Consider the following 23,217-nt stretch of genomic DNA (forward strand, 5'->3'; position numbering starts at 1 on the left):
CCGCCGCGCCACGGCGGCACAGTTGTTCGAGGAAGACGATGGACCAGCAGACCATAGAGGTGTTGTTCGACGCCGAGACGATCGCCGCGCGCAACCAGGAACTTGCCGCCGAGATCGTGGCCGCGAAACCCGAGAAGCTGGTCGTCATCGCCGTACTCAAGGGCAGTTTCGTGTTCGCCGCCGATCTGATCCGCGCCATGCACGGCGCCGGACTGGCACCGGAGGTCGAATTCATCACCCTGTCGAGCTACCGGAACGCCACCATTTCATCCGGCCACGTCACCGTGCTGCGCGATGTCGAGACCGAAGTGCGCGGCCGCGACGTGCTGCTGATCGACGACATCCTCGAATCGGGACGCACCCTCGCCTTCGCCAAGGACCTGTTGGCCGCCCGGGGGGCGAGGCGTGTCTTCGTCTGCGTGCTGCTGGAAAAGCCGCATAAGCGCGCGGTGCAGATCGAGGCCGACTTCGTCGGGTTCAAGTGCCCGGACTATTTCGTCGTCGGTTACGGCATGGATGTCGCCCATGCCTTCCGGCAGCTTCCCTTCATCGGCTACATTCCCGAGGCTGCGGGCTGATGGCCGAGGTCACCGTGCCAGCCAGCCACCATCGACCGGAATGACCGCGCCCGTGACATAGGACGACGCGGGCGAGGCCAGGAACAGTACGGCCGTCGCGAGGTCGTCCGGCACGCCCCAGCGGCCCGCCGGTATGCGCTCCAGAATCTGCCGGGTGCGGACGGGATCGGCCCGCAGCGCGCTGGTGTTGTCGGTTTCCATGTAGCCCGGCGCGATGGCGTTCACGGTGATGCCGCGTGGCGCGAGTTCGTTCGCCATCAGCCGGGTGATGCCGACGACACCGTGCTTGGCGGCGGTGTAGGACGGCACGCGGATGCCCCCCTGAAAGGAAAGCAGCGAGGCGATGTTGATGATTCGCCCGGGCGTCGCACGAAGCGCCCAGCGCCGCGCCACCGCCTGCGACAGGAAGAACAGGCTCTTCAGGTTGACGTCCATCACCGCGTCCCAGTCGGCCTCGGTGAAATCGAGCACGTCGGCGCGGCGGATGATGCCCGCATTGTTGACGAGGATGTCGATCGGCCCGTGTGCCGCCTCGATGCCCTCGACGAGGAGGTCGAGCCCCGAGGCATCGCCGAGGTCGCGCACCACCTCGTGGAAGCGCCCCCCCTGCGCCTCCACGCGCTCCGCCGTCTCCGGCATCGGCTGGGAGCCGAGGCCGATGATGTCGGCGCCCGCCTCAGCCAGCGCCAGTGAGATCGCCCGGCCGAGACCCGTGCGCGCGCCGGTCACCAGCGCGGTACGCCCCGGCAGGTCGAAGAGAGCGCCGGCGCTCATCAGCGCAGTTCCGCCATCGGCACGAAGTCCATGTCGCCGAAGGACTGGTTGTCGCCCGCCATCGCCCAGATGAAGGCATAGGCGCCGGTGCCGGCCCCTGCATGGATGGACCAGGGCGGCGACAGCACCGCCTGCTCGTTGCGCACGACGATGTGGCGCGTCGCCTCGGGGCGCCCCATCAGGTGCAGCACCATGCTGTCGGGCGCCAGTTCGAAATAGAAATAGGACTCCATGCGCCGATCATGCGTATGGGCCGGCATGGTGTTCCACACGCTGCCCGGCTCCAGCCGGGTGAGGCCCATCACGATCTGGCAGGTCGGCAGCACGCCGGGATGCAGGTATTTGAAGATGGTCCGTTTGTTCGACGTCTCCAGGCTGCCCATCGGCTGCGGTGAAGCCTCTTCCCGGCGCACCACGCGGCTCGGATGGCGCATGTGCGCGGGCGCCGAATTGGCGTAGAGCCGCGCCGGGCGCGCGGTATCGACATTGGCGAAGGTCAACGCGCGCGCGCCCATGCCGAGATAGAGCGCTTCCTGCGGCCCGACGATGAATTCCTCAGCGTCGGCAAGGACACGCGCCGGCCCCTCCCCGACATTGATGGCGCCGAGCTCGCGCCGCTCCAGCAGGAAGTCGGTGCCCACCAGCGTGGCGATCTCCGCGCCCATTGCCAGCGGCGCCGCAGCCGGGGCGATGCCGAGCACGAGCATGCGGTCGTAATAGGTGTAGGCGGCGGTGATGCGGCCGTCCTCGAACACCCGCTCGATCAGGAAATGCGCGCGCAGCCCCTCGCTGTCGAGCGCCTCGGCCTGCGCGGGATGGACGGCGTGGCGGATGTTCATGATGCTCCCTCCATGATGGACCGTTGGCCGGCCGTCTTCAGATGAACAGTTCGGCATGGGCCGCCCGCACGGTCGGCAGCGCCTTCAGGATTTCCGACAGGTGCGCCCGCAGCGCCGCCTCGGCGGCATCCGGATCGCGCGCATCGATGGCGGCGAGGATGGCGCGGTGCTGGTCGATCAGCCGCGGCAGCGCGGTCGCCGACGGCAGGGTAAGGTGGCACACCCGGTCCATATGCGCCTTGATGTCGTCGATCACCGTCCACGCCGAGGGGCAACCCGCCCCTTCCGCCAGCGCGGCATGGAACATCTCGTCCGCGCGCTGAAACTCGTAATGCTCCCCCGCCTCGGCGGCGAGCGCTTGGGCATCGAGATAGAAATCGATCCGGGTGCGCACGCTGGCATCGAAGCGCTCGCAAGCCCGGCGCACCACCGCGCTCTCCAGCGATTCGCGGATGAAGCGGGCTTCCAGCATGCGCTCCAGCGATATCTTGACGACGAAGGTGCCCCGGCGCGGCACGATCTCCACCAGCCCCGCCCGCGAGAGCGCGATGAAGGCCTCCCGCACCGGCTGGCGGGAGACGCGGTAGCGGGCCGCGATGTCCTGCTCCGACAGCGGCGCGCCCGGCTCGATCTCCATGGTGATGATCGCCCGGCGGATTTCCTGCTCGACGCGGCGCGCGCTGGTCTGCACCGCATCGCCGATCCCGATGTTCACCGCCTCACCCTCCACCGCGACGTCGCTTCCGATTTACGCTTGACGTTCTACCATACTAGAAGCACTATCTACCATACCAAAAATGATCGACGGTTGAGAGCGGGAGGCGCAGAGTGGCGAGCACGGCGGAGCAACTGGTCGCGGCCCGCGCCGAAGCCCGGCCGCTGGCCGATTTTCCCGGAACCCTGCCGGCCGACCTCGCCGGTGCTTACGCCATACAGGACGCGGCGCTCGCCCTCGTCCCTGGCGCTCCGGTCGGCTGGAAGGTGGCGATGATCGCGCCCGCCTTCCGCGAGCGCTACACCGCCGAGCGCCTGGTCGGGCCGATCGCGGCCGGCACGGTGCAGACCGTCGCCGATGGCGGCCGCGTTACGGCGCGCGTTTTCGAAGGCGGCTTTGCCGCTGTCGAGGCGGAATTCGTCGTGCGTGTCACCGGCACGCCACCGACCGAGCCGGGCGAATGGCTCGGCGACACCCGCGCCTTCGCCAGCCTCCATGTCGGCGCCGAGATCGCCTCCAGCCCGCTGGCGACGATCAACGCGATCGGGCCGGGCGCGGTGATCTCCGACCATGGCAACAATGCCGGCGCCATCGTCGGGCCGCAGATACCCGACGCCCGCTTCGGCGACTGGGAAGGGCTGATATCGCGGACCGTCGTCGACGGCGCGCTCGTCGGCGAGGGCAGCGCCGCGCGGGTGCCGGGCGGGCCGTTCGCGGCCGTCGCCTTCCTCGCGGCGCAGCTGGCCGGGCGCGGCCGCACGCTGGCGCCGGGCGATGTGGTGCTAACAGGTATGACCACCGGCGTCCATTCCGTCCGGATCGGACAAGTCGCCCGCCTCGAATTTCCGGGTATCGGCACCTTCGAGGTGGATTTCAGCCCCTGCCCAGACGGGAAAAAATAGTCATACTATTTACATTGCCACGACCGGCAACGACCGGCCGCGCAGATCGACGAAGGGCGGGGCAACCGTCCGCGACAACCGGAGGAAACGCTTCATGAAGACCGTTCGCATGCTCTCCCTTGCCGGCGCGCTCACTGTCTCCGCGCTCGCCGGCCCAGCCGTCGCGCAGACCATCACCCTGCGCTCCGCCGACATCCATCCCGACGGCTACCCCACCGTCGAGGCCGTCGCCTATATGGGCAAGCTGGTCGAGCAGAAGACCAATGGCCGGATCAAGATCCAGGTCATGAACAATGCCGCGCTCGGCAGCGAGAAGGACACGATCGAGCAGACCCGCTTCGGCGTGATCGACATGAACCGCGTGAATACAGCGCCGTTCAACAATCTCGTGCCGCAAACCAAGGTGCTCGGCATGCCGTTCCTGTTTCGCTCGGTCGACCACATGCATAAGGTGGTGGACGGCCCGATCGGCGACGAGATCCTCGCCGCCTTCACCCCGCACGGGCTGGTCGGCCTCGCCTTCTACGATTCCGGCGCACGCTCCTTCTACACCACCAAGAAGCCGATCAAGTCGCTCGCCGACCTCAAGGGCCAGAAGATCCGCGTCCAGCAGTCGGACCTGTGGATCGCCATGATGCAGGCCTTCGGCGCCAATGCGACGCCGATGCCGTTCGGCGAGGTCTACTCCTCGCTCGAGACCGGCGTGGTCGACGGCGCCGAGAACAACTGGCCCTCCTATGAATCCTCGCGCCATTTCGAGGTCGCCAAGAACTACACCCTCACCGAGCACTCGCTGGCGCCCGAGGCGCTGGTGATCTCCAAGATCAGCTGGGACAAGCTCTCCCCCGACGACCAGAAGATCCTGCGCGAGTCAGCCAAGGAGTCGGTGGTCAAGATGCGCGAACTGTGGAGCGCGCGGGAAAAGGCCTCGGAAGAGAAGGTCCGCGCCGCCGGCGTCAACGTCATCACCGTCGACAAGCAGCCCTTCATCGACGCGATGAAGCCGGTCTACGACAAGTTCGTCACCGAGCCGGGCATGAAGGATCTGGTGACGCGGATCCAGGCGGTCCAGTAGCCGCCAGCCGGTCCCGTCCGACCCGCCACGGCTTTCCCGGCGTGCGCTCTCTCGGGCGCACGCATCCTCCCGGCGAACGAGGACTGCCTCGATGACGTCGTTCCTGCTGACCATCCGGCCGATTCTGGCGTTTCTCTCCAAGGCCGCGCTCTGGATCGCGAGCATCGGCCTCGTCACCATGACGGCCGTCGTCGGCTGGCAGGTCTTCGCCCGTTACGTCCTCAACGACACGCCGAGCTGGGCCGAGCCCATCTCGCTGCAGTTCATGGCCTGGTTCATCCTGCTCGGGGCCGCGGTCGGCGTGCGCGAGAGCGTGCATCTCGGCCTCGACCTGTTTCACCACCTCGCCTCGCCGACGGTGCGACGCCTCATGGACATCGTCAATCTCGGCCTCGTGACGCTCTTCGGGGCGGCGATGGCCTGGTATGGCGCACAGCTCGCCATCGGCACCTGGACTGCCACCATCCCCGTGCTCGGGCTTCCCGGCGGCGTGGACTTCTTTCCCCTGATCGGCGGCGGCGTGCTGATCGCGCTTTTCGCAGCGGAACGGCTGGTCGACGCGATCCTCGGCATCGAGATCGACGCGGCGGTCGCCGTGCAGGAGGTGGTGTGATGGTCTATCTGATCCTGTTCGGAACCTTCACCCTTCTCATGCTGATCGGCACGCCGATCGCCTTTTGTCTCGGCATCTCCTCGCTGGCGACGGTGCTCTATCTCGGCCTGCCGCCGATCGTGGTGTTCCAGCAGATGAACTCCGGCATGAGCGTGTTCGCCATGATGGCGATCCCGTTCTTCATCTTCGCCGGCGACCTGATGGTGCGCGGCGGCATCGCCGGCCGGCTGATCCGATTTGCCGCCGGCCTGGTCGGTCACCTGCGGGGCGGCCTCGGCCAGGTCAACATCGTCGCCTCCACCCTGTTCGGCGGCATCTCCGGCTCGGCCGTCGCCGACGCCTCGGCGGTCGGCGGCCTCATGATCCCGCAGATGGCCCGGCGCGGCTACGACCGCGACTATGCGGTGAACGTCACCGTGAACGCCGCGATCATCGCGCTGATGATCCCGCCCTCGCACAACATGATTCTGTATTCGATCGCGGCGGGCGGCAACGTTTCCGTAGCCGACCTCTTCACCGCGGGCATCGTGCCGGGCCTGCTGCTGGCGCTTTCGCTGATGGTCACTGCCTATTGGGTGGCCCGCCGGCGGGGCTATCCTTCCGAACCTTTTCCGGGCTTCTCCCGCCTCGGCTACTACCTGCTCGCCTCGCTGCCCGGCCTGCTCCTCATCGCCATCATCTTCGGCGGCGTACGTTCGGGTGTGTTCACCGCGACGGAGAGTTCCTGCATCGCCGTGCTCTATGCGCTGCTCATCGCGACACTCGTCTACCGCGAACTCGACTGGCACGGCTTCCTGGAGGCGACCGCGGGCGCGGTGCGCACGACCGCGATGGTGCTTCTCGTCATCGGCGCGGCGGCGTCCTTCGGCTGGCTGATGGCCTATCTGCAGGTGCAGCAGTCCACCATCGCCGCCATCAAGACGATCTCCAGCGACCCGATCATGGTGCTGCTGCTGATCAACGTCGCGCTGCTGTTCCTCGGCACCTTCATGGACATGGCGCCGATGATCATCATCTGCACGCCGGTGCTGCTGCCGGTGGTGAAGGCGTTCGGGATCGACCCCGTGCATTTCGGCGTGGTGATGATCCTCAATGCCGGCATCGGCCTCAACACGCCCCCCGTGGGCACCGTGCTGTTCGTCGGCTGCGCGGTTGGTGGCATAACCATCCGCGAGGCGATGCGCACCATCTGGCCGTTCTTCGGCGCCAGCGTCTTCGTGCTGCTGCTGGTGACGTACATACCGGCGCTCTCGCTCTGGCTACCGGCCCAGTTCCGCTGACCGCTGACAACCCACCTTCGAAACACTCCAGAAACGGGGCGTTTCCGCCATTCATCACGACGAAAATCGGCTCAACGGCACGGATTCGAGGCGATTTTCGCGCCGAGGTGCTCCTCGATCCTGTTCCGGGAGCCCAGCCGATGGCATGATGGCGGCATGTTCGTACGCCAGATGAACTATCTCGTCGCCCTCGCCCGGGAGAAGCATTTCGGCCGGGCGGCCGAAGCCTGCAACGTTTCCCAGCCGACGCTCTCCGCCGGCATCCGCAAGCTGGAACAGGAGCTCGGCGTCCCCATAGTCGTGCGCGGCCACCGTTTCCTGGGCCTCACCGCCGAGGGCGAGCGCGTGCTCGGCTGGGCGCGCCAGATCGTGGCCGACTATGACAGCCTGCGCCAGGAGCGGGCCGAGACGGGAGGTCGTCTGACCGGAACGCTGCGGGTGGGCGTCATTCCGGCGACGGTCCCTGCCGCGCCGCTGCTGCTCGCTCCCTTCCGCGTGCGCCATCCCGAGGTCAAGGTCCAGATGCTGGCGGTCTCATCCGCCACCATCCAGCGCGGGCTCGACGAACTCGAGCTGGATGCCGGGATTACCTATCTCGACAATGAGCCGCTCAATCGCGTCCGGCGGCTGACGCTCTATCGTGAACGCTATGTTTTCGTCGTTCGCGCCGACAACCCGATGGCCCAGCAGCGAACGGTGGGCTGGGCCGAGGCCGCGGCGGCGCCCCTCTGCCTGCTGACGCCGGACATGCAGAACCGGCGTATCGTCGATCAGGTCATGGCGGAGGAGGGCCTAGCCTCGCGCCCCCTCGTCGAGACCAACAGCTTCATGGGCGTGTGGTCCTTCATCCGGCATGCCGGCCTCGCCTCGATCGTCCCGCTCGCCTGCCTGCGCGAGGGCGCGACCGCGGATCTCATCGCCGTCCCGCTCGCCGAGCCGGTGCACAACCAGCCGATCGGGCTGGTGATTTCCGATCGCGACCCCGTCAGCCCCGTGGCAGACGCCCTCTTCCGCATGGCCGGACGGGCCGATCGGGACGCCCTGTTCCGCCCGATCTCCTGAGGCCCGGTCGAGGGCACGGCGGATCTTCATTCGCGTTGTCTATCGATCGTTTCGCCCATTCGATTTGAGCGACGGCGGCGAGGCGGGCACAGTCGCACGGTCGGCGACACAGACCGGAGCGGGACAAGCCCGGACGATCGCCGCCGAGGACGCGCCTGCGGCCCCAGCGGCCGGAACAGCACACCATCGAACCGCACTTTGCGGCTCAGGCCGGCCACGCAATGCCGTGGCGGGAGCGTCCTCGCCGGTCCATTCACACGAGGAGATGCCGCGATGGCGAAGGTTCTGTGCGTCCTCTATGACGATCCGATTGACGGCTACCCCAAGACCTATGCCCGCGATGACCTGCCGAAGATCGACCACTATCCGGGTGGCCAGACCCTGCCGACCCCGAAGGCCATCGACTTCACGCCGGGCACCCTGCTGGGCAGCGTTTCCGGTGAACTCGGCCTGCGCAAATATCTCGAATCCCAGGGCCACACGCTGGTCGTGACCTCGGACAAGGACGGCCCGGACTCGGTGTTCGAGAAGGAACTCGTCGACGCCGACGTGGTGATATCGCAGCCGTTCTGGCCAGCCTACCTCACCCCCGAGCGCATCGCCAAGGCGAAGAACCTCAAGCTGGCGCTCACCGCCGGCATCGGCTCCGACCATGTCGACCTTCAGTCGGCGATCGACCGCAACATCACCGTCGCCGAAGTCACCTACTGCAATTCGATCAGCGTCGCCGAGCACGTGGTGATGATGATCCTCGGCCTCGTGCGCAACTACATCCCCTCGCACGACTGGGCGCGCAAGGGCGACTGGAACATCGCCGACTGCGTGGCGCACTCCTACGACCTCGAGGCGATGAGCGTGGGCACCGTCGCCGCCGGGCGCATCGGACTCGCCGTGCTGCGCCGTCTCGCACCCTTCGACGTGAAGCTGCACTACACCGACCGCCACCGCCTGCCGGAAGCTGTCGAGCGCGAGCTGAACCTCACCTTCCATGCCACCCGCGAGGAGATGTACCCCCATTGCGACGTGGTGACGCTCAACTGCCCGCTGCACCCCGAAACCGAGCACATGATCAATGACGAGACGTTGAAGCTGTTCAAGCGCGGCGCCTACATCGTCAACACCGCGCGCGGCAAGCTGTGCGACCGTGATGCCATCGTCCGCGCCATCGAGAGCGGACGGCTTGCAGGCTATGCCGGCGACGTGTGGTTCCCGCAGCCCGCGCCGCAGGATCATCCCTGGCGCACCATGAAGTGGGAAGGCATGACGCCGCACATCTCCGGCACCTCCCTCACCGCCCAGACCCGCTACGCGGCCGGCACGCGCGAAATTTTGGAGTGCTTTTTCGAGGGGCGTCCCATCCGCGATGAATACCTCATCGTGCAGGGCGGCAACCTTGCCGGCGTCGGCGCGCATTCCTACTCGAAGGGCAATGCCACCGGAGGATCCGAAGAGGCGGTGAAGTTCAAGAAAGCGGTCTGATCGGCCGTCTGAAAATCGGGGCGCCGTTCGCGCGGCGTCCCGGTGTGGCGACATCCGGACCGCACCCCTCCCGGCGCGTCCCGTATGGCGAAACGCAAGGAGCGCTCCTCGAACGTGGAGCGCTCCTGTCATTTATGCCGCCCGATGTCGATCAATCCGCGCCCTGGGATATGCCGATCCCGCGTGGGGCGACCAGCGTCGGCTTCCTGCGATAGACTCTAGGAAAACGGCCGCGTGAGGTTCTCAACCTTCGGCAGGTCGTCGATGACGATACAGGGACACGCGGGATTTTTGGTCAGGAAGTCCTGAATAGACGACCGAGAGGTCCGCGACCTGATAACCGCGTTGCAGGCAGAGGCTATGGGCCAAATGAATGGCCGGAGTGCCGGTCTCGGAACTGTGCCGCAGGCACGGGGTCGGCGATGCCGGCCTCTACAAATACAGCCCAGTCTCCGTGGGGTGGACGTATCGGAGGCGGCACGGCTGCGGACACTGACGAACGAGAACGCCAAGCGGTAAGGCGGCGTCTCCACGTCCTGCTCAGGGGAGGGCTTCCCCGTTAACGGTTCTGGCACAACCCGCGATGAGCGGCTGCGCGACGATCGATATCGGTCGCGTAGCGCCTGACGGCGCAGTGAGCCTGATTGTATATTTATATGATAGACTATTGACAGATCTCCTTCCCTTGGGTCACGCTGGTGATCGGGGCATGGCTGCCGGCGCCAACGCCCGGGCGCCTGCCGCCGGACGCGCATATCGGCCCGGTGAGCGGGGCACTGGTGCTGGCCGCCTTCGCCTTCGGCCTCGGCATGGCGATCTCGGGCTCCTGCATCTCCGCGCATCTCTACCGGCTGGGCGAGGGCTCGCCGGTCTCGCCCTTCGCGCTCATTGGCACCGCGGCGGGCTTCGCGCTCGGCTTCCTGACCTGGAATCCGCTCTATCTCGCCATCGTCTCGGAAGCCCCGGTGGTCTGGCTGCCACACCATCTCGGCTATGCCGGCACGCTTGCCGCCAGCCTGGCGATGCTTGCCCTCCTCGCCATCCTCGCGCTCGTCCGCGCGACCCCACGCCCGGTGCCAGATCCCGTAGAGGATGCCGGCACCCTGGCCGGGCTGGCTCGCAGCGTCTTCCAACGGCGCTGGCCGGCGGCGGTCGGGGGAGCGGCGGTAGGCGTCATCTCGGCAGCGAGTTATCTGCGCGTCGGCCCGCTCGGGGTGACGGCGGAGATCGGCAGCCTCGCCCGCAGCGCCGCGAATGGCTGGGGCCTGTTGCCGGAAACGCTTCACGGGCTCGACGGCTTTCGCGGCTGCGCCACCGTTGTGAAGCAGATGCTGCTGTCGGAGAACGCACTTTTCGTGCTTGGCCTCGTCGGCGCCAGCTTCGCCAGCGCGCTCGTCGCCGGCCAGTTTGCGCCGCGCCGCCCGAGCGGACGGGACATCGCCGCCGGGCTCGGCGGAGGCCTGCTCATGGGATGGGGCGCGATGACCGCGCTCGGCTGTACGGTCGGCGTACTGCTCTCCGGCATTCATGCCGGGGCGCTGGCCGGCTGGGTGTTCCTCATCGCCGCCCTTGGCGGCGTCGTCCTCGGGTTGGCGCTGCGCCGACGGCTCGAACCGGTGTTCGGGGTAGCGGTGAAGCATTGAGCTCCGAGCTCGGACCCGGCGCGTGCTTCGGTCGCCAGCATAGGCTCGATGGTCGATGAGCGGGCTCGATACCGGCCGAGCCGCGCCAACGCCCCTGTCGCCATCGACCACGCCTAACCATCGCGGATTTCCAGACCCTTCCAAACGAGCTTGACGCCGGGTCTATAAATTATATTATCTATCGAATTAATATAATTCTCCACGAGATCGACCATGCCCCTTACCGCCTCCAACAACATCGCCATCGGAACCAGGGCACCGGACTTCCAGTTGCAGGACACAACCGGGCGCACCCGTTCCCTCGCGGACGTCGTAGAGGCCAGGGCTCTGCTGGTCGCGTTCCTTTCCACCCAATGCCCCTTTGTCGTCCATGTTCGCGAGGCCCTCGCGGCCTATGCGCGGGATTACGCCCCGAGCGGCGTTCGCGTCATCGCCATCAATTCCAATGATTCCGCCGTCCATCCGGCCGAATCCGCCAGCGCGCTGGGCGAAGAGGCGCTCCGGTATGGTTATGTGTTTCCCTACCTGAAGGACGAGACGCAAGCCGTGGCCAAGGCCTATGGCGCGGCGTGCACGCCGGATCTCTATCTTTTCGACGGTGAGCTGAAGCTGTTCTACCACGGCCAGTTCGACGACAGCCGGCCGACCAATGGATTGCCGGTGACCGGGGCGGACCTGCGTGCCGCAACCGACCTCGTGCTGGCGGGAAAATCCTCCCCGTCCGAGCAGAAGCAGGCCATCGGCTGCAACATCAAGTGGCGCGCGGGCGAGGGGACGGTGTGGTCCCACGCGGGCGTTGCAGCGGAATGATCGCCGGGGCGGCGCGGCACCGGGGCCGCACATCCTCCTGCGTATCCGTAGGCTCCCATGGCTGACATCATCCGGCTTCACTCCGACGTTCTCGTCATTGGCGGCGGGCCCGCGGCCTGCTGGGCGGCGCTTGCCGCGCGCGAGGCCGGACGCAGCGTCGTCATGGTCGACAAGGGCTATGTCGGCACCAGCGGCGCCACCGCTCCTTCGAACACCGGCACATGGTTTGCCACGACGCCGGCGAGCCGGGCGCGCCTCATCGAGGAGCGGGCGAGGCAATCCGAAGGTCTGGCCGACATCCGCCAGATGGGTCGGGTCATCGATAGCGCGACGCAACATCTGCATGTCCTCGCCGAGCGCGGCTATCGCTTTCCCCATGACGACGAGGGCAATGTCTACATCGCCAATCTGCGCGGCCCCGACTATATGCGCTTCATGCGCATGCAGGCCGTACGGGCCGGCGTGACGATCCGCGACCATCATCCCGCACTCGAGCTTCTGGTGTCCGGTGAGGTAGTCGCCGGCGCGGCCGGCTTTGCCCGCCAGCTCGACCAGCAATGGGAGGCACGGGCGGGAGCCGTGGTCATCGCCACCGGCGGCTGCGCCTTCGGCTCGCGTATCCTCGGCGCAACCGGCCTCACCGGTGACGGCCAACTGATGGCCGCCGAGCTCGGGGCGGCGCTGTCGGGCATGGAGTTCTCCAACCAGTACGGCATCGTTCCGCTGCACAGCTCGGTCAACAAGGGGCTTCCCTATTTCTGGGCGAGCTTTTTCCGCAGCGACGGTTCGCCGATCGACATCCCGCCCGGCCAGCGCTTCCCGGTGCTGGCGCGCGAGGGCCTCGAGGGGCCCGTCTACGCGCGGCTCGACAAGGCGACCGGCGGGCTGCCCGAAGCACTGCGACGCGGCCAGCCGAACTGCTTCCTGCCGTTCGACCGGGCACATATCGATCCCTTCACCGACCTGTTCCCGATCGCCCTGCGCTCGGAGGGTACCGTTCGCGGCACCGGCGGGCTGAAGCGCACGGATGATGATGGCAGCATCGGCATACCGGGCCTCTACGCCGCCGGCGACGCGCTCGAACGCCAGGATATCGCCGGCGCGGCGACCGGCGGCGGTGGCCCGAACGCGTCATGGGCGATCGCAACAGGAGTTTGGGCCGGCAACGGCGCCGCGGCCTTCGCAGCACGCCTCGGAGAGCGGGCGATCGAGCGGGCTGTGCGGCCTTCGGGGCAGGCGGGACTGCGGCCGGCGGCCGGCGTGCGCCAGGTCGATCCTGCCGCCGCCGTTGCGCTGGTGCGCGAGGAGCTTCTGCCGGTCGACCGCAATTTCTTCCGCAGCGCCCCCAAGCTCGCCGCCTCGCTGGCGCGCCTCGACGCGGCCTGGGAAGAGCTTCGCGACCACGCGCAAGGCTCGGGAATGGCCGCGTTGCGCCTGCGCGAAGCCGCCGGCCTCATCGCCACCAGCCGCTGGGCCTATCGCGCGGCGGAGCTGCGCACGGAGACGCGCGGCATGCACCGGCGCCTCGACGCACCGCAAGGCAATCCCGCTCTGGCCCGGCGCATCTCCATTTCCGGTGTCGACCGGCCTCTTCTCGCCGTCGATACCCTTGCCCCGGAGGTCGCCGCGTCGTGATCGAGGTTCTATCCGAAAGCCGCTGCACGGCGTGCAATGTCTGCGTCAAGGCCTGCCCGGCCAATGTGTTTGAGGCCGTTCCCGGCGGGGTGCCGATCATCGCCCGGCAGCAAGACTGTCAAACCTGCTTTCTCTGCGAGATCTACTGCCCGGTCGACGCGCTCTACGTCGCCACCGACCCGGAGAGGATTACCGGCAGCACGGAATTTGCCGTGGCCGAAGCCGGCCTGTTCGGCAGCTATGCGCGGGCGCTCGGCTGGAAGAAGGGGCGCGAGGGCGGGGCGGACCGGGATCCCACCCATCGGCTCCGCCAGGCATCGCTGACGGGCCTCGCGGCCGGCGCCAGGCAGGAGACAAGGACATGAACCGCATCGCCATCACCGAGGTCCGCAAGACCTTCCAGCTCAAGCCCGGCCAGAGCGTGACCATCGACGGGCGCGCCAGCGACCGCATCCCGGTGCTGTCCGGCGTCGACCTCGACATTCGCAAGGGCGAGTTCGTCACCCTTGTCGGCCCCTCGGGGAGCGGCAAGTCGGTGCTCCTCGACATCATCGCGGGACTGACCGAGCCGAGCTCCGGCTTTGCCGCCATCGACGGGCAGAAGGTAACGCGCCCGCACCAGGAGACGTCTTACGTCTTCCAACAATATGCGCTGTTTCCCTGGCGTACGGCGCTTCAGAACATCGAATACCCGCTGGAAGTGCGAGGCGTCGGCCGAGCCGAGCGACGCGCGCGGGCGCAGCATTTTCTCAGCCTGTTCGGGCTCAACGGCTTCGAGGACCGCTATCCGTCGCAGCTTTCCGGCGGCATGCAGCAGCGCGTGGCGATCGCCCGGGCGCTGTCGACCGACCCGGAGGTGCTGCTGATGGACGAGCCGTTCGCCGCGCTCGACGCGCAGACCCGCGACATCCTGCAGAGCGAGTTGCTGCGCATCTGGGAGCAGATCAAGACCACCGTCGTCTTCGTCACCCACTCGATCGACGAGGCCATCTTCCTCGCCGACCGGGTCATCGTGATGACGGCGCGTCCGGCACGGGTGAAAGAGAGCATCGACATCGACCTGCCCCGGCCGCGCGACATCGAGATCCGCAACAGCGATGCCTTCAACGCCTATCGGGCACGCGTGTGGGATGCGCTCAAGGAAGAAGTGCGCAGGGCCCAGCAGGATTGGGCGCTCGCGTCCGCCTATAGCAGTTGAGGAGATCGGACCATGACGCTTGCGACCGACAAGTCGAGCGATGTCCCGCCGCGGCTGTGGTGGAGCCGCCCGGCCTTCGTCCCTTCCCCGTCCACGCTGCGCCAGACGGTCAACCGGATCGGCCTCGGCCTGCCGGCGGTGCTCGTGCTGGCGCTACTCTGGGAACTGGCACCGCGACTCGGCTGGATCAACGCGATCTTCTTCCCTCCGCTCAGCCAGGTGCTGGCGGCGCTCCACGAGATGATCGTGAGCGGCCTGCTCGCCCAGCATATCGGCGTCAGCCTTGAACGGGCGGCGATCGGATTTCTACTCGCGGTCGTCGTCGCCGTTCCTCTCGGCCTGCTGATGGGTCGCTATCCGCTATTCGAAAAACTAAGCGATTTCCTCGTGCAGACGCTGCGCAACACGTCGCAATTCGCGCTTCTGCCGGTCTTCATCCTCGTACTCGGCATCGGCGAGGCCTCGAAGATCGCCATCACCTTCTACGCGGCGGTGTTCTTCATCCTGATCAACACCATCGTCGGCGTTAAGTCGGTCGATCCCCTGCATCTCAAGGCCGCGCGCTCCATGGGGACGTCGGACTGGGACATGTTCCGAAAGGTCATCCTCCCCTCCTCTGTACCCTCCATCGTCGCCGGCGCACGGCTCGGCATCAAGAGCTCGCTGTTCTCGGTCATCGCCGCCGAGATGCTCGCTGCCCAATCGGGCATCGGTTACCTGATCCAGAATTCGTCGCTGATGCTCGAAACCGACCGCATGTATGCGGGCATCCTCACGCTGACCGTCATCGGCTTCCTGCTGAATTACGCGCTGGTCGCCTTCGAGGCGCGCACCACGCGCTGGCGCGCCTCCGAGGACAAGGGCGCCGTTTGACCCCCGCTCGTTTGATCTCGATCCGAACCGTTTGAAGGACGCCTTCCCATGTCGCTACCTGTCTTCTCACCAACGCGCCGAACCCTCGTAAAGGCACTCGGCGGCGCCGCTCTTGTGCCCCTCGCGGGCTTCGCGCCGGCCCGTGCGGCCGACAAGCCGGAGGTCATCCGCATCGGCTCGACCGCGCCCGGCCATCTCAAATTCATCCTGTTCCGCAACAAGAAGCTGCTGGAACAGGAATTCGCCAAGGACGGCATCAAGGTCGAGCTCGCCACTTTCGACGGCGGCGGGCCGGCTTCGGTCGCCATCGGCTCGGGCGCCATCGAGTTCACCTATATCGGCAACAATCCCTCCCTGCGTCTCGGCGGCGCGGGCGCCGACGTGAAGGCCATCGGCCTGTCCAGCTGGGTCCCGTCGAACGAGACGCTGATCGTCGTGCGGCCGGATTCGCCGCTGAACAACATCGCGGAACTGAAGGGCAAGAAGGTCGCGGTGCTGACCGGCACCGTCCGCCACTCGACCTTCGCAAAGGCCCTGAAAGATGCGGGCGTGTCGATCAAGGACGTCGAGCTGCTCAATATCGGCATTGAGAACTCGGGGCCTGCCCTCGCCCGTGGCGACATCGACGCGATCGTCGAAAGCACCGGCCCGGCCCAGAAGCTGGTCGACGTCGGCGGCGCGCGCGTAATCTTCGATGCAGGCATATCGGGAAAGAAGGAATGGGCCGTACCGCACGTCATCAGCGTGAACGGCGCCTTCGCCCGCAAATATCCCGATATCGTCGCGCGTGTGCTCGCCATCGACATCGCAACGGCGCGCTGGGCGGATGCCAATCCCGAGGAGACGATCCAAATCTTCGTCAAGGAGACCGGCAGCAGCGAAAAGGCCGTGCGTTCGACCTACGCCGACGGCAAGTTCTGGCAGGATCCGCAGATCACCGACGCGGCCGTGCGCTCGCTGCAGGGCGAGGCAGCCTTCATGGCCGACGCCGGGCTGCTCAAGGGCAAGATTGAATACGACAAGTGGATCGACCGCTCCTATTACGAGGCGGCGCTGAAGAAGCTTGCCAACAATTGAGCAACTACTCGGGAAGGCCGGCCACGCCGCCGGTCTTCCCCAGCGAAAATGCGCCCTGCGCTCACCGTAGCCGATCCGACCGACTACTGACGTTCGTTGTGAGATGACGTGGTGAAGCGCGCTCCGCACATTCGTTCGACGCGGACTGCGCCGCATCGCTGGACCACGCGGACGATCGTCGATGGCTGAAGACCAGGAAGCCGAGGAAGCCGGATCCAGCCGCGGCTACATACTTTATGCCATCGCGCAATCGATCTCATCGACCGGCACCTGGATGCAGCGCCTCGCGATCGGCTGGCTGGCCTGGGACCTGACGCAGTCGACAAGCTGGGTCGGGGCGATGGCACTGACCGAGATCGTCGCGGCGCTCTGGGTGGCGCCGCTCGCCGGCTTATCACCGACCGCAGCAATGCCCTACGCATCAATCTGCTGTTCCAGTGCTGCGGCATCGTCGTCTCGCTCGCGCTCTGTCTGGCGACGGCGACGGGGGCCCTGACGATCTGGCTGCTGTGGCTGCTCGCTCTCGCCGACGCCACATGGCAGGGACTGGGACAGCCAGCGCGCATGGTGGCCGTCGGCCTGGTCGCGGGCCGGAAGAACATGGCTCAGGCGATCGCCACGAGCTCGATCGGCTTCAACGTCGCCCGCGCCGCGGGTCCCGCCACCGCCGGCCTGATCATGGTTCATGGCAGCCCGGCACTGGTGTTCCTCGTCGATGCGGCGAGCTTTCTGGCGATGATTCTCGCCCTTCTCCATCTGCGCCGTCGCCTCGACCGTCCAGGTCCGGCGACGGGCGCGGACATATTGCAGGACATCGTCGGCGGCTATCGCTACATCTCCCGCACGCCAGCCGTGGCAACGGTGTTTCTGACAGCGGCGGTGTTCTCCGTGCTGGGGCGACCGTTCACCGAACTTTTCCCTGCCATAGCGGGAGAGATCTTGGGCGGCGGGCCGGGCATGCTGTCGGTGCTGATGAGCGCCCAAGGGCTGGGCGCGCTGGTCGGCGGCGCATGGATGCTGCGCCGGCGGTCTCTGCCCGCACTGGTGCGGATCACCTATCTCACCGGTCTCGTCATGACCGGCGCCGTTGTCGCCTTCTCGGTCGCCGATGGCACGGAACTCGCCGTTGCGCTCATCGCGGTCGCCGGCCTCGGCCATGTGATGTGCAATATCGGCATGCAGTCGCTGGCCCAGCTCTCGGCCGACATCGCCTTCCGCGGCCGGACCATGGCGATCTACGGGCTGATCTTCCGCGCCGGACCGGCGGCGAGCGCGGCGATCATCGGCGTCGGCGCCGAATGGCTCGGGCTGCGCCTGCTCCTCGGCGTCGCTGCCGCACTATGCGCCGCCGCGCTCGTGCTCATCGGCCTTCAGCGTCGCGGAACCTTGATCGAGCCCGCGACCGCCCACCGTCACGACCCGGCGGCGCATCAGGGCGGTGCATGACGACCCCATCTGCCGCCCGGGTCGCCAGCCCGTTCGCCCGAAACGGAGGCGACCGCCGGCAGCACCTCAGCAAAACGGCGCGTGATGAACGCGCCTGCCAGCGCTGGTACTATCATGCGCCGCCTCTACCGGTGCCTCGCCAGCGGACGCCCGCCCCGAGGCCAATGAGGCCGTTCAGGACCGGTAGCCGCGTCCGGCCTGTATGCGCTTCAGCGCCGTAGTGAGCGCGTCCACATCGTCCTTCGTATTGTAGAAGGCGAGGGAGGGCCGCACCGTGCTCTCCAGCCCGAACCGACGCAGGATCGGCTGCGCGCAGTGGTGGCCGGCGCGCACCGCGATGCCCTCGCGGTCGAGCGCCACGCCGACATCCTGCGTACGACAGCCGTCGAGCACGAAGGAGAGCACGCTCGCCTTCTCTCTAGCGGTGCCGATCAGCGTCAGCCCCGGTACGGTGAGCAGATTCTCGGTCGCATAGACCAGAAGTTCGTGCTCGTAGCGGGCGATCACCTCCATGCCGATCGCCTCGACATAGTCGATCGCCGCCCCCAGCCCGACCGCGTCGGCGATGTTGCCGGTACCAGCCTCGAAGCGCTCGGGCGGGCCGTTATAGATGGTCTTCTCGAAGGTGACGTCGGCGATCATGTTGCCGCCGCCCTGCCAGGGCGGCAGGTCCTTGAGCACGTCCGGCTTGCCGTAGACCACGCCGATGCCGGTCGGGCCGAACACCTTGTGGCCGGAGAAGACGAAGAAATCGGCATCGAGCGCCTGCACGTCGACCGCCATGTGCGAGACCGACTGCGCCCCGTCCACCAGCACGCGCACGCCGTGGCGGTGGGCGATGGCGGTCAGTTCCCTGACCGGCACCACCGTGCCGAGCGCGTTCGACACCTGCGTGATCGAGACGATGCGGGTGCGCGGATTGATGAGGCGCTCAAACTCCTCGACGATCACCTGGCCGGTATCGTCCACCGGCGCCACCCGCAGCCGGGCGCCCTTCTCGGCAGCCAGTTGCTGCCACGGCACGATGTTGGCGTGGTGCTCCAGATGGGTGACGACGATTTCGTCGCCCTCCTTCACATGGCGCCTGCCATAGGTCTGGGCGACGAGGTTGATGGCCTCGGTCGCGCCGCGCACGAAGATGATGTCCTTCGTCGAGCCGGCATTCAGGAAGCGGCGCACCTTCTCGCGCGCGGCCTCGTAGGCGTCGGTGGCGCGCGCGGCCAGTGTGTGGGCGGCGCGGTGAATGTTGGAATTCTCGTGTTCGTAGAAGCGGCTCAGCCGGTCGATGACCGATTGCGGCTTCTGAGTCGTCGCGGCGTTGTCCAGCCAGATCAGCGGCTTGCCGTGTACGTTCTGCTGCAGGATCGGAAAATCGCGCTTGACCGAATGGGCGTCGAACGGACGGGGCGCTGGGCCGAGATCCGGCACGAGTTCCGGGCGAAGGCCCGCCGAGACACCGCCGAAATCCAGCGTCCGTGCTGCCGGATGAGACGGCTCGGGCGGAACGCCACCCGGCGCCGGCGCGGCAATTTCCGCCGGTGCACGGGATTCACCTTCGCGCAGGAAATAGAACCCGTCGGTACTCGGCCGGGCGATGTGGTCGGGCACCGCCGGCACATCGCCGCCAACCGGCGGGCGGCGTGAATCCAGCGCGACGACGTTGCGCAGCCCCGCCGGGAGCTGGCTGAAGTCGAACGGCCCCGGGAAGGGCGGTACGAACAGTCCCGGCGAGCCGCCCGGCTGCGGCACGCCCGGCGAGCCCGGCACGGTCACCGCGGCCGGCGCGCTGGGCGCCGGTATGTTCGGCGTCGGCACGATGGAAGGAATCGTCACCGGCGGCAGGTCGGGCGGGCCGACCGGGGGCTGTGCCGGGATATGCGGCGCCGCGCCGGTCACCACCGATGGCGCCGGCACGATGGCCGGGCTCGGCGGCGAGGCCGGCAGCGTCGCGACATGCGGCGCGGCCGCCGTGTTCGGCGATGCCTGGAAGAAGGCGTTTGCCAGTTGCTGGAGGATGGCGGGATCCGGCCAGGACGGGGCGCCGCCGGTCGGCGCCGGGACGTTCGGCAGATCGCCTTCCGTGGCTGACGCGGGTTCAGGCATAGGTGTCAGGATAGGCATGATACTTCCCGACTTCGACGCCTTCCAGCACCGCCAGCGCGTCGTGCGTCAGCACGGCGGCGGAGCAGTAGAGCGACACCAGATAGGAGGCGATCGCCTTGCGGTTGATGCCCATGAAGCGCACCGAGAGGCTCGGCGCGACCTCGCCCGGCACGCCCGGCTGGAACAGGCCGACCACGCCCTGCTTCTTCTCGCCGGTGCGCAGCAGCAGGATGCTGGTCTTGCCGTTCTCGTCGATATAGAGCTTGTCGGACGGCACCAGCGGCAAGCCGCGCCAGGTGAGGAACGGCGTGCCGAACAGCGTGACCGTCGGCGGCGGCACGCCGCGCCGGGTGCATTCGCGCCCGAAGGCGGCAATGGCCCGCGGATGGGCGAGGAAGAAGGCCGGCTCCTTCCAAACCTTGGTGATCAGTTCGTCGAGATCGTCCGGGGTCGGCGCGCCGGTTCGGGTGCGGATACGCTGCGACGGCGCCGCATTGGCGAGAAGGCCATACTCGCCATTGTTGATGAGCTCGCTCTCCTGCTCTTCCTTCACCTTCTCGATCAGCAGGCGGAGCTGCTCCTGGATCTGGTCATAGGGGTGCGAGTAGAGGTCGGAGACACGGGTCTGGACGTCCAGAACGGTAGTAACCGCGTTCAGCGAGTATTCGCGCGGGGCCTCCTCATAGTCGACGAACGTCTCCGGCAGGTCCGGATCCTGATCGCGGCGGGGAGAGCACTCGACCTCGGCATCGATATCGCCACCGGCCTCCTTCACGCGGTTGAGCCGATAGATGCCGGCCTCGACCGGCGTCCACGGCAGGAAGGACACCAGCCAGCGCGGCGAGATGCCGGACCATTGCGCGCGCGTCTTGGTGGCGTTGGCGAGTTGCCTCGCGGCCGCCTCGTTCAGTGTCCGGCGGATTGCAGGTTCGTCCGTCATTCCGTTCCCCGTCAGGATGAAGCCCCGGACGCAGGCGCCCGGTCGGTCGTGCCCTCGCCGCCGGTCGAGCGGGTCTGGGCCTGGGTGATGTGGCTGCCCGGCGGCACGCTGTGTGTCAGCCAGACATTGCCGCCGATGCTGGAGCCGCGACCGACGGTGACCCGCCCGAGAACGGTGGCGCCGGCATAGATGACGACGTCGTCCTCGATGATGGGATGGCGGGCCCTGCCCTTGATCACGGCTCCGTGCTCGTCGGCCGGAAAGCTCTTCGCGCCGAGCGTCACCGCCTGGTAGAGCCGCACCCGCTCGCCGATCACGGCGGTTTCGCCGATGACCACGCCGGTACCATGGTCGATGAAGAAGCTCCCGCCGATCTGCGCGCCCGGATGGATGTCGATGCCGGTACGCGAATGGGCGATGTCCGAGATGAACCGTGCCAGGAAGCTCGCGCCGAGACGGTGCAGCGCATGGGCGAGCCGGTAGTGGATCACGGCAGTAAGGCCGGGATAGACCAGCAGGATCTCTGAATAGCCGGTCGCCGCCGGATCGCCCTCGTAGGCGGCACGCAGGTCGCTGACGAGGAGGCCGCGTATCACCGGCAGCTCCGCGGCGAAAGCGCGGGTGATCTCGACCGCCTGCCGCTGGAAGGTCTCCTCGCTGAGGTCCTGCTGGAGGGTGAAGGGCAAGCTTCGCTTCACCTGTTCGCTCAGTGTCGTAAGCGCGTCGTTCAGCGTCGCGCCGACGAAATAGTCGATCGTTTCCGGCGTCAGCCCCGGTTCGCCGTAATGGGCAGGGAAGAGAGCCGCGGCAAAACCCTGCAATGCCGAGACAATGGCTTCGCGGGACGGCGGCGGGCGCAGCCGGCCACGGTGGCGAATGTTATGACTGACGTCACGCGACAGCTTGAGCCCGGCAACCACGGCATCGAGGTTCCAATGCGGCGCGCCAGTTGCCGCATGGCGAGGCGGTATATTCGCAGCCGACCGCGCCACATCTGCCTGCTTGTGCAGATCCCGCCCATCGATGCCGTTCATGTCCGCTGCGCCTCCCGGCGACGTGACGACGAGTGCGCCGCCGACAGAATGGGTGGCACGGCATTTTCTAATTGTCTAGCGATTTTATATATTTTAATTCTGACCCACTTCCGGCGTAGTTCACACCGGAAATCGGTGCCAACTCACCGGCCCGGTTCCCGGTGACCAGACCGGGCGACTCCCGGTGGAAATCACGCCATGCCCCCGTCCGACGCCGCACCTTCGTCGTTCACCTTGTTTCATTGGGGGCTCTACGAGCTCGAAGGAAGCGGCGAAGGAACGTGGCTGACCCCTTATCGCGGCGATCCCGATCCGACGCCGATAGGCCTCGATCAGCTTGCACCATCGGTGCTCCGCCTGAGGATCCGGCGGCCGGCGATACGTCGCGGATGGCTGGAAGGTGAGCGGGGCGGCGGAGGCCGGCGCGGGCATGAGAGCTTCGTCGAGGTGCCGTGGGACGAGGCGCTGGAGCTCGTCGCGGACGAGATCGAGCGGGTTCGCCGCGATCACGGCAACCAGGCGATCTTCGGCGGTTCCTATGGCTGGGCCAGCGCCGGGCGGTTCCACCACGCGCAGAGCCAGATCCACCGCTTCCTCAATGCGGCGGGCGGCTTCGTGCGGCATGTCGACAGCTACAGCCTCGGCGCCGCGCGGGTGCTGCTGCCCCATATCGTGGCTCCGGTCGACCAGCTTCAGGCCGGGCACACCTCGTTCGACGTGCTCGCGGGCAATACCGAACTGTTCATCGCCTTTGGCGGCCTCCCCCTCAAAAACGCGCAGACCAGTTCGGGCGGCGTTGGCGACCACCGCCTTCGGGCCGGGCTGCGCGCCATGGCCCGCGGCGGCACGCGCTTCGTCAATATCGGGCCTGCGCGGGATGCACTTGAGGTTGACGGTGCGGTCGAGTGGATTCCGATCCGGCCCAATACCGACACCGCGCTCATGCTGGCGCTGGCTTACGTACTGGAAACCGAAGGGCTCGCCGATCGCGGCTTTCTCGCCGCTCATCGCTCGATCGTCAATGTCGCGTGGTCGCTGCAGCGCGCCGATCATGGCGAACAGCCCTACTGGACCCTGATCAGCCTCGCCGCCATGCTGGGTCAGATCGGCAAGCCGGGCTCACGCGCGACCACGGCGCTTC

22 protein-coding genes and 2 pseudogenes are annotated in these 23,217 nt (G+C 67.2%); 18 read left to right on the forward strand and 6 right to left on the reverse strand.

Features of this window, described 5'->3' with window-relative positions; all coding sequences use genetic code 11:
* The first annotated feature begins 38 nt into the window (after positions 1–38).
* Positions 39–578 carry a hypoxanthine phosphoribosyltransferase gene (gene hpt, locus ACEUEL_RS15400; RefSeq protein WP_405707191.1) on the forward strand — a complete coding sequence of 180 codons (540 nt, stop codon included), beginning with the start codon at positions 39–41 and terminating at the stop codon, positions 576–578.
* Positions 579–587: 9 nt separating this feature from the next.
* On the opposite strand, the gene kduD is transcribed toward hpt, so the two are convergent.
* From kduD to ACEUEL_RS15415, 3 genes are read right to left on the reverse strand one after another with little or no spacing between them, the layout of a single operon-like run.
* On the reverse strand, positions 588–1,352 hold the full coding sequence (gene kduD, locus ACEUEL_RS15405) for a 2-dehydro-3-deoxy-D-gluconate 5-dehydrogenase KduD (RefSeq protein WP_405707193.1): 765 nt from the start codon (positions 1,350–1,352) through the stop codon (positions 588–590).
* A complete protein-coding gene (gene kduI / locus ACEUEL_RS15410) occupies positions 1,352–2,191 on the reverse strand; it encodes a 5-dehydro-4-deoxy-D-glucuronate isomerase (protein WP_405707195.1) in 840 nt (279 codons plus the stop codon). Before kduI ends, kduD begins: the two co-directional genes overlap by 1 nt.
* Positions 2,192–2,228: 37 nt before the next feature.
* Positions 2,229–2,906 carry a GntR family transcriptional regulator gene (locus tag ACEUEL_RS15415; RefSeq protein ID WP_405707197.1) on the reverse strand — a complete coding sequence of 226 codons (678 nt, stop codon included), beginning with the start codon at positions 2,904–2,906 and terminating at the stop codon, positions 2,229–2,231.
* A gap of 113 nt (positions 2,907–3,019) precedes the next feature.
* On the opposite strand from ACEUEL_RS15415, the gene ACEUEL_RS15420 reads away from it, so the two are divergent.
* The 16 genes and pseudogenes from ACEUEL_RS15420 to ACEUEL_RS15495 all read left to right on the forward strand — a co-directional run bounded on the left by ACEUEL_RS15420 (position 3,020) and on the right by ACEUEL_RS15495 (position 17,999).
* The gene (locus ACEUEL_RS15420) at positions 3,020–3,808 is read left to right on the forward strand and encodes a 2-keto-4-pentenoate hydratase (protein WP_405707199.1); all 789 of its coding nucleotides are present in this window, start codon (positions 3,020–3,022) and stop codon (positions 3,806–3,808) included.
* A 109-nt stretch (positions 3,809–3,917) separates the two neighbouring features.
* Positions 3,918–4,883, forward strand: a complete 966-nt coding sequence (locus ACEUEL_RS15425) for a TRAP transporter substrate-binding protein (RefSeq protein ID WP_405707592.1) — start codon at positions 3,918–3,920, stop codon at positions 4,881–4,883.
* 91 nt (positions 4,884–4,974) lie between these two features.
* Positions 4,975–5,496, forward strand: a complete 522-nt coding sequence (locus tag ACEUEL_RS15430) for a TRAP transporter small permease (RefSeq protein ID WP_405707201.1) — start codon at positions 4,975–4,977, stop codon at positions 5,494–5,496.
* Complete coding sequence (locus ACEUEL_RS15435) at positions 5,496–6,776, forward strand: TRAP transporter large permease (protein WP_405707203.1); 1,281 nt, start codon at positions 5,496–5,498, stop codon at positions 6,774–6,776. The genes ACEUEL_RS15430 and ACEUEL_RS15435 overlap by 1 nt, the downstream gene beginning before the upstream one ends.
* 156 nt (positions 6,777–6,932) lie before the next feature.
* On the forward strand, positions 6,933–7,838 hold the full coding sequence (locus tag ACEUEL_RS15440; protein ID WP_405707204.1) for a LysR family transcriptional regulator: 906 nt from the start codon (positions 6,933–6,935) through the stop codon (positions 7,836–7,838).
* A 273-nt stretch (positions 7,839–8,111) separates the two neighbouring features.
* Entirely contained in the window at positions 8,112–9,317 is a 1,206-nt protein-coding gene (locus ACEUEL_RS15445; RefSeq protein WP_405707205.1) for an NAD-dependent formate dehydrogenase, read from the forward strand.
* A 373-nt stretch (positions 9,318–9,690) separates the two neighbouring features.
* Positions 9,691–9,830: pseudogene (locus tag ACEUEL_RS15450) on the forward strand (transposase); the annotation flags it as partial.
* 185 nt (positions 9,831–10,015) lie between these two features.
* Positions 10,016–10,960 (forward strand): YeeE/YedE thiosulfate transporter family protein, encoded by a 945-nt coding sequence (locus ACEUEL_RS15455; RefSeq protein WP_405707207.1) that lies wholly within the window; start codon positions 10,016–10,018, stop codon positions 10,958–10,960.
* 213 nt (positions 10,961–11,173) lie between these two features.
* A complete protein-coding gene (locus tag ACEUEL_RS15460) occupies positions 11,174–11,770 on the forward strand; it encodes a thioredoxin family protein (protein WP_405707209.1) in 597 nt (198 codons plus the stop codon).
* A gap of 57 nt (positions 11,771–11,827) precedes the next feature.
* The gene (locus ACEUEL_RS15465; protein ID WP_405707211.1) at positions 11,828–13,405 is read left to right on the forward strand and encodes an FAD-dependent oxidoreductase; all 1,578 of its coding nucleotides are present in this window, start codon (positions 11,828–11,830) and stop codon (positions 13,403–13,405) included.
* Positions 13,402–13,770 carry a 4Fe-4S binding protein gene (locus ACEUEL_RS15470; protein WP_405707213.1) on the forward strand — a complete coding sequence of 123 codons (369 nt, stop codon included), beginning with the start codon at positions 13,402–13,404 and terminating at the stop codon, positions 13,768–13,770. The genes ACEUEL_RS15465 and ACEUEL_RS15470 overlap by 4 nt, the downstream gene beginning before the upstream one ends.
* On the forward strand, positions 13,767–14,603 hold the full coding sequence (locus tag ACEUEL_RS15475) for an ABC transporter ATP-binding protein (protein WP_405707215.1): 837 nt from the start codon (positions 13,767–13,769) through the stop codon (positions 14,601–14,603). The genes ACEUEL_RS15470 and ACEUEL_RS15475 overlap by 4 nt, the downstream gene beginning before the upstream one ends.
* A gap of 12 nt (positions 14,604–14,615) precedes the next feature.
* Positions 14,616–15,476, forward strand: a complete 861-nt coding sequence (locus ACEUEL_RS15480; RefSeq protein ID WP_405707217.1) for an ABC transporter permease — start codon at positions 14,616–14,618, stop codon at positions 15,474–15,476.
* A 48-nt stretch (positions 15,477–15,524) separates the two neighbouring features.
* A complete protein-coding gene (locus ACEUEL_RS15485; RefSeq protein WP_405707219.1) occupies positions 15,525–16,553 on the forward strand; it encodes an aliphatic sulfonate ABC transporter substrate-binding protein in 1,029 nt (342 codons plus the stop codon).
* A gap of 181 nt (positions 16,554–16,734) precedes the next feature.
* Positions 16,735–17,049, forward strand: coding sequence for a hypothetical protein (locus tag ACEUEL_RS15490; protein WP_405707221.1), 315 nt, complete (start codon positions 16,735–16,737; stop codon positions 17,047–17,049).
* Positions 17,001–17,999, forward strand: coding sequence for an MFS transporter (locus ACEUEL_RS15495; RefSeq protein ID WP_405707594.1), 999 nt, complete (start codon positions 17,001–17,003; stop codon positions 17,997–17,999). Before ACEUEL_RS15490 ends, ACEUEL_RS15495 begins: the two co-directional genes overlap by 49 nt.
* A 174-nt stretch (positions 18,000–18,173) precedes the next feature.
* Here ACEUEL_RS15495 and ACEUEL_RS15500 read toward each other — a convergent pair whose 3' ends face one another.
* Genes ACEUEL_RS15500 through epsC form a run of 3 tightly spaced genes read right to left on the reverse strand, consistent with a single transcriptional unit; the run spans position 18,174 to position 22,076 of the window.
* Positions 18,174–20,120, reverse strand: coding sequence for a family 2A encapsulin nanocompartment cargo protein cysteine desulfurase (locus ACEUEL_RS15500; protein ID WP_405707222.1), 1,947 nt, complete (start codon positions 20,118–20,120; stop codon positions 18,174–18,176).
* The gene (locus ACEUEL_RS15505) at positions 20,095–21,042 is read right to left on the reverse strand and encodes a family 2A encapsulin nanocompartment shell protein (RefSeq protein WP_405707224.1); all 948 of its coding nucleotides are present in this window, start codon (positions 21,040–21,042) and stop codon (positions 20,095–20,097) included. The genes ACEUEL_RS15500 and ACEUEL_RS15505 overlap by 26 nt, the downstream gene beginning before the upstream one ends.
* Before the next feature lie 11 nt (positions 21,043–21,053).
* The gene (gene epsC / locus ACEUEL_RS15510) at positions 21,054–22,076 is read right to left on the reverse strand and encodes a serine O-acetyltransferase EpsC (RefSeq protein WP_405707226.1); all 1,023 of its coding nucleotides are present in this window, start codon (positions 22,074–22,076) and stop codon (positions 21,054–21,056) included.
* A gap of 198 nt (positions 22,077–22,274) precedes the next feature.
* Between epsC and ACEUEL_RS15515 the strand changes: the two are divergent.
* A pseudogene (locus ACEUEL_RS15515) lies at positions 22,275–23,189 on the forward strand (molybdopterin-dependent oxidoreductase); the annotation flags it as partial.
* Positions 23,190–23,217: the final 28 nt, after the last annotated feature.

Source organism: Ancylobacter terrae (assembly GCF_045108345.1).
Taxonomy (GTDB): Bacteria; Pseudomonadota; Alphaproteobacteria; order Rhizobiales; family Xanthobacteraceae; genus Ancylobacter.

What these genes read in the sequence shown, in the direction of transcription:
- hpt (WP_405707191.1), top strand. Translation starts at nt 39, where the DNA reads ATGGACCAGCAGACCATAGAGGTGTTGTTCGACGCCGAGACGATCGCC.
- kduD (WP_405707193.1), bottom strand. Translation starts at nt 1,352, where the DNA reads ATGAGCGCCGGCGCTCTCTTCGACCTGCCGGGGCGTACCGCGCTGGTG.
- kduI (WP_405707195.1), bottom strand. Translation starts at nt 2,191, where the DNA reads ATGAACATCCGCCACGCCGTCCATCCCGCGCAGGCCGAGGCGCTCGAC.
- ACEUEL_RS15425 (WP_405707592.1), top strand. Translation starts at nt 3,918, where the DNA reads ATGCTCTCCCTTGCCGGCGCGCTCACTGTCTCCGCGCTCGCCGGCCCA.
- ACEUEL_RS15430 (WP_405707201.1), top strand. Translation starts at nt 4,975, where the DNA reads ATGACGTCGTTCCTGCTGACCATCCGGCCGATTCTGGCGTTTCTCTCC.
- ACEUEL_RS15435 (WP_405707203.1), top strand. Translation starts at nt 5,496, where the DNA reads ATGGTCTATCTGATCCTGTTCGGAACCTTCACCCTTCTCATGCTGATC.
- ACEUEL_RS15440 (WP_405707204.1), top strand. Translation starts at nt 6,933, where the DNA reads ATGTTCGTACGCCAGATGAACTATCTCGTCGCCCTCGCCCGGGAGAAG.
- ACEUEL_RS15445 (WP_405707205.1), top strand. Translation starts at nt 8,112, where the DNA reads ATGGCGAAGGTTCTGTGCGTCCTCTATGACGATCCGATTGACGGCTAC.
- ACEUEL_RS15460 (WP_405707209.1), top strand. Translation starts at nt 11,174, where the DNA reads ATGCCCCTTACCGCCTCCAACAACATCGCCATCGGAACCAGGGCACCG.
- ACEUEL_RS15465 (WP_405707211.1), top strand. Translation starts at nt 11,828, where the DNA reads ATGGCTGACATCATCCGGCTTCACTCCGACGTTCTCGTCATTGGCGGC.
- ACEUEL_RS15475 (WP_405707215.1), top strand. Translation starts at nt 13,767, where the DNA reads ATGAACCGCATCGCCATCACCGAGGTCCGCAAGACCTTCCAGCTCAAG.
- ACEUEL_RS15480 (WP_405707217.1), top strand. Translation starts at nt 14,616, where the DNA reads ATGACGCTTGCGACCGACAAGTCGAGCGATGTCCCGCCGCGGCTGTGG.
- ACEUEL_RS15485 (WP_405707219.1), top strand. Translation starts at nt 15,525, where the DNA reads ATGTCGCTACCTGTCTTCTCACCAACGCGCCGAACCCTCGTAAAGGCA.
- ACEUEL_RS15490 (WP_405707221.1), top strand. Translation starts at nt 16,735, where the DNA reads ATGGCTGAAGACCAGGAAGCCGAGGAAGCCGGATCCAGCCGCGGCTAC.
- ACEUEL_RS15500 (WP_405707222.1), bottom strand. Translation starts at nt 20,120, where the DNA reads ATGCCTATCCTGACACCTATGCCTGAACCCGCGTCAGCCACGGAAGGC.
- ACEUEL_RS15505 (WP_405707224.1), bottom strand. Translation starts at nt 21,042, where the DNA reads ATGACGGACGAACCTGCAATCCGCCGGACACTGAACGAGGCGGCCGCG.
- epsC (WP_405707226.1), bottom strand. Translation starts at nt 22,076, where the DNA reads ATGAACGGCATCGATGGGCGGGATCTGCACAAGCAGGCAGATGTGGCG.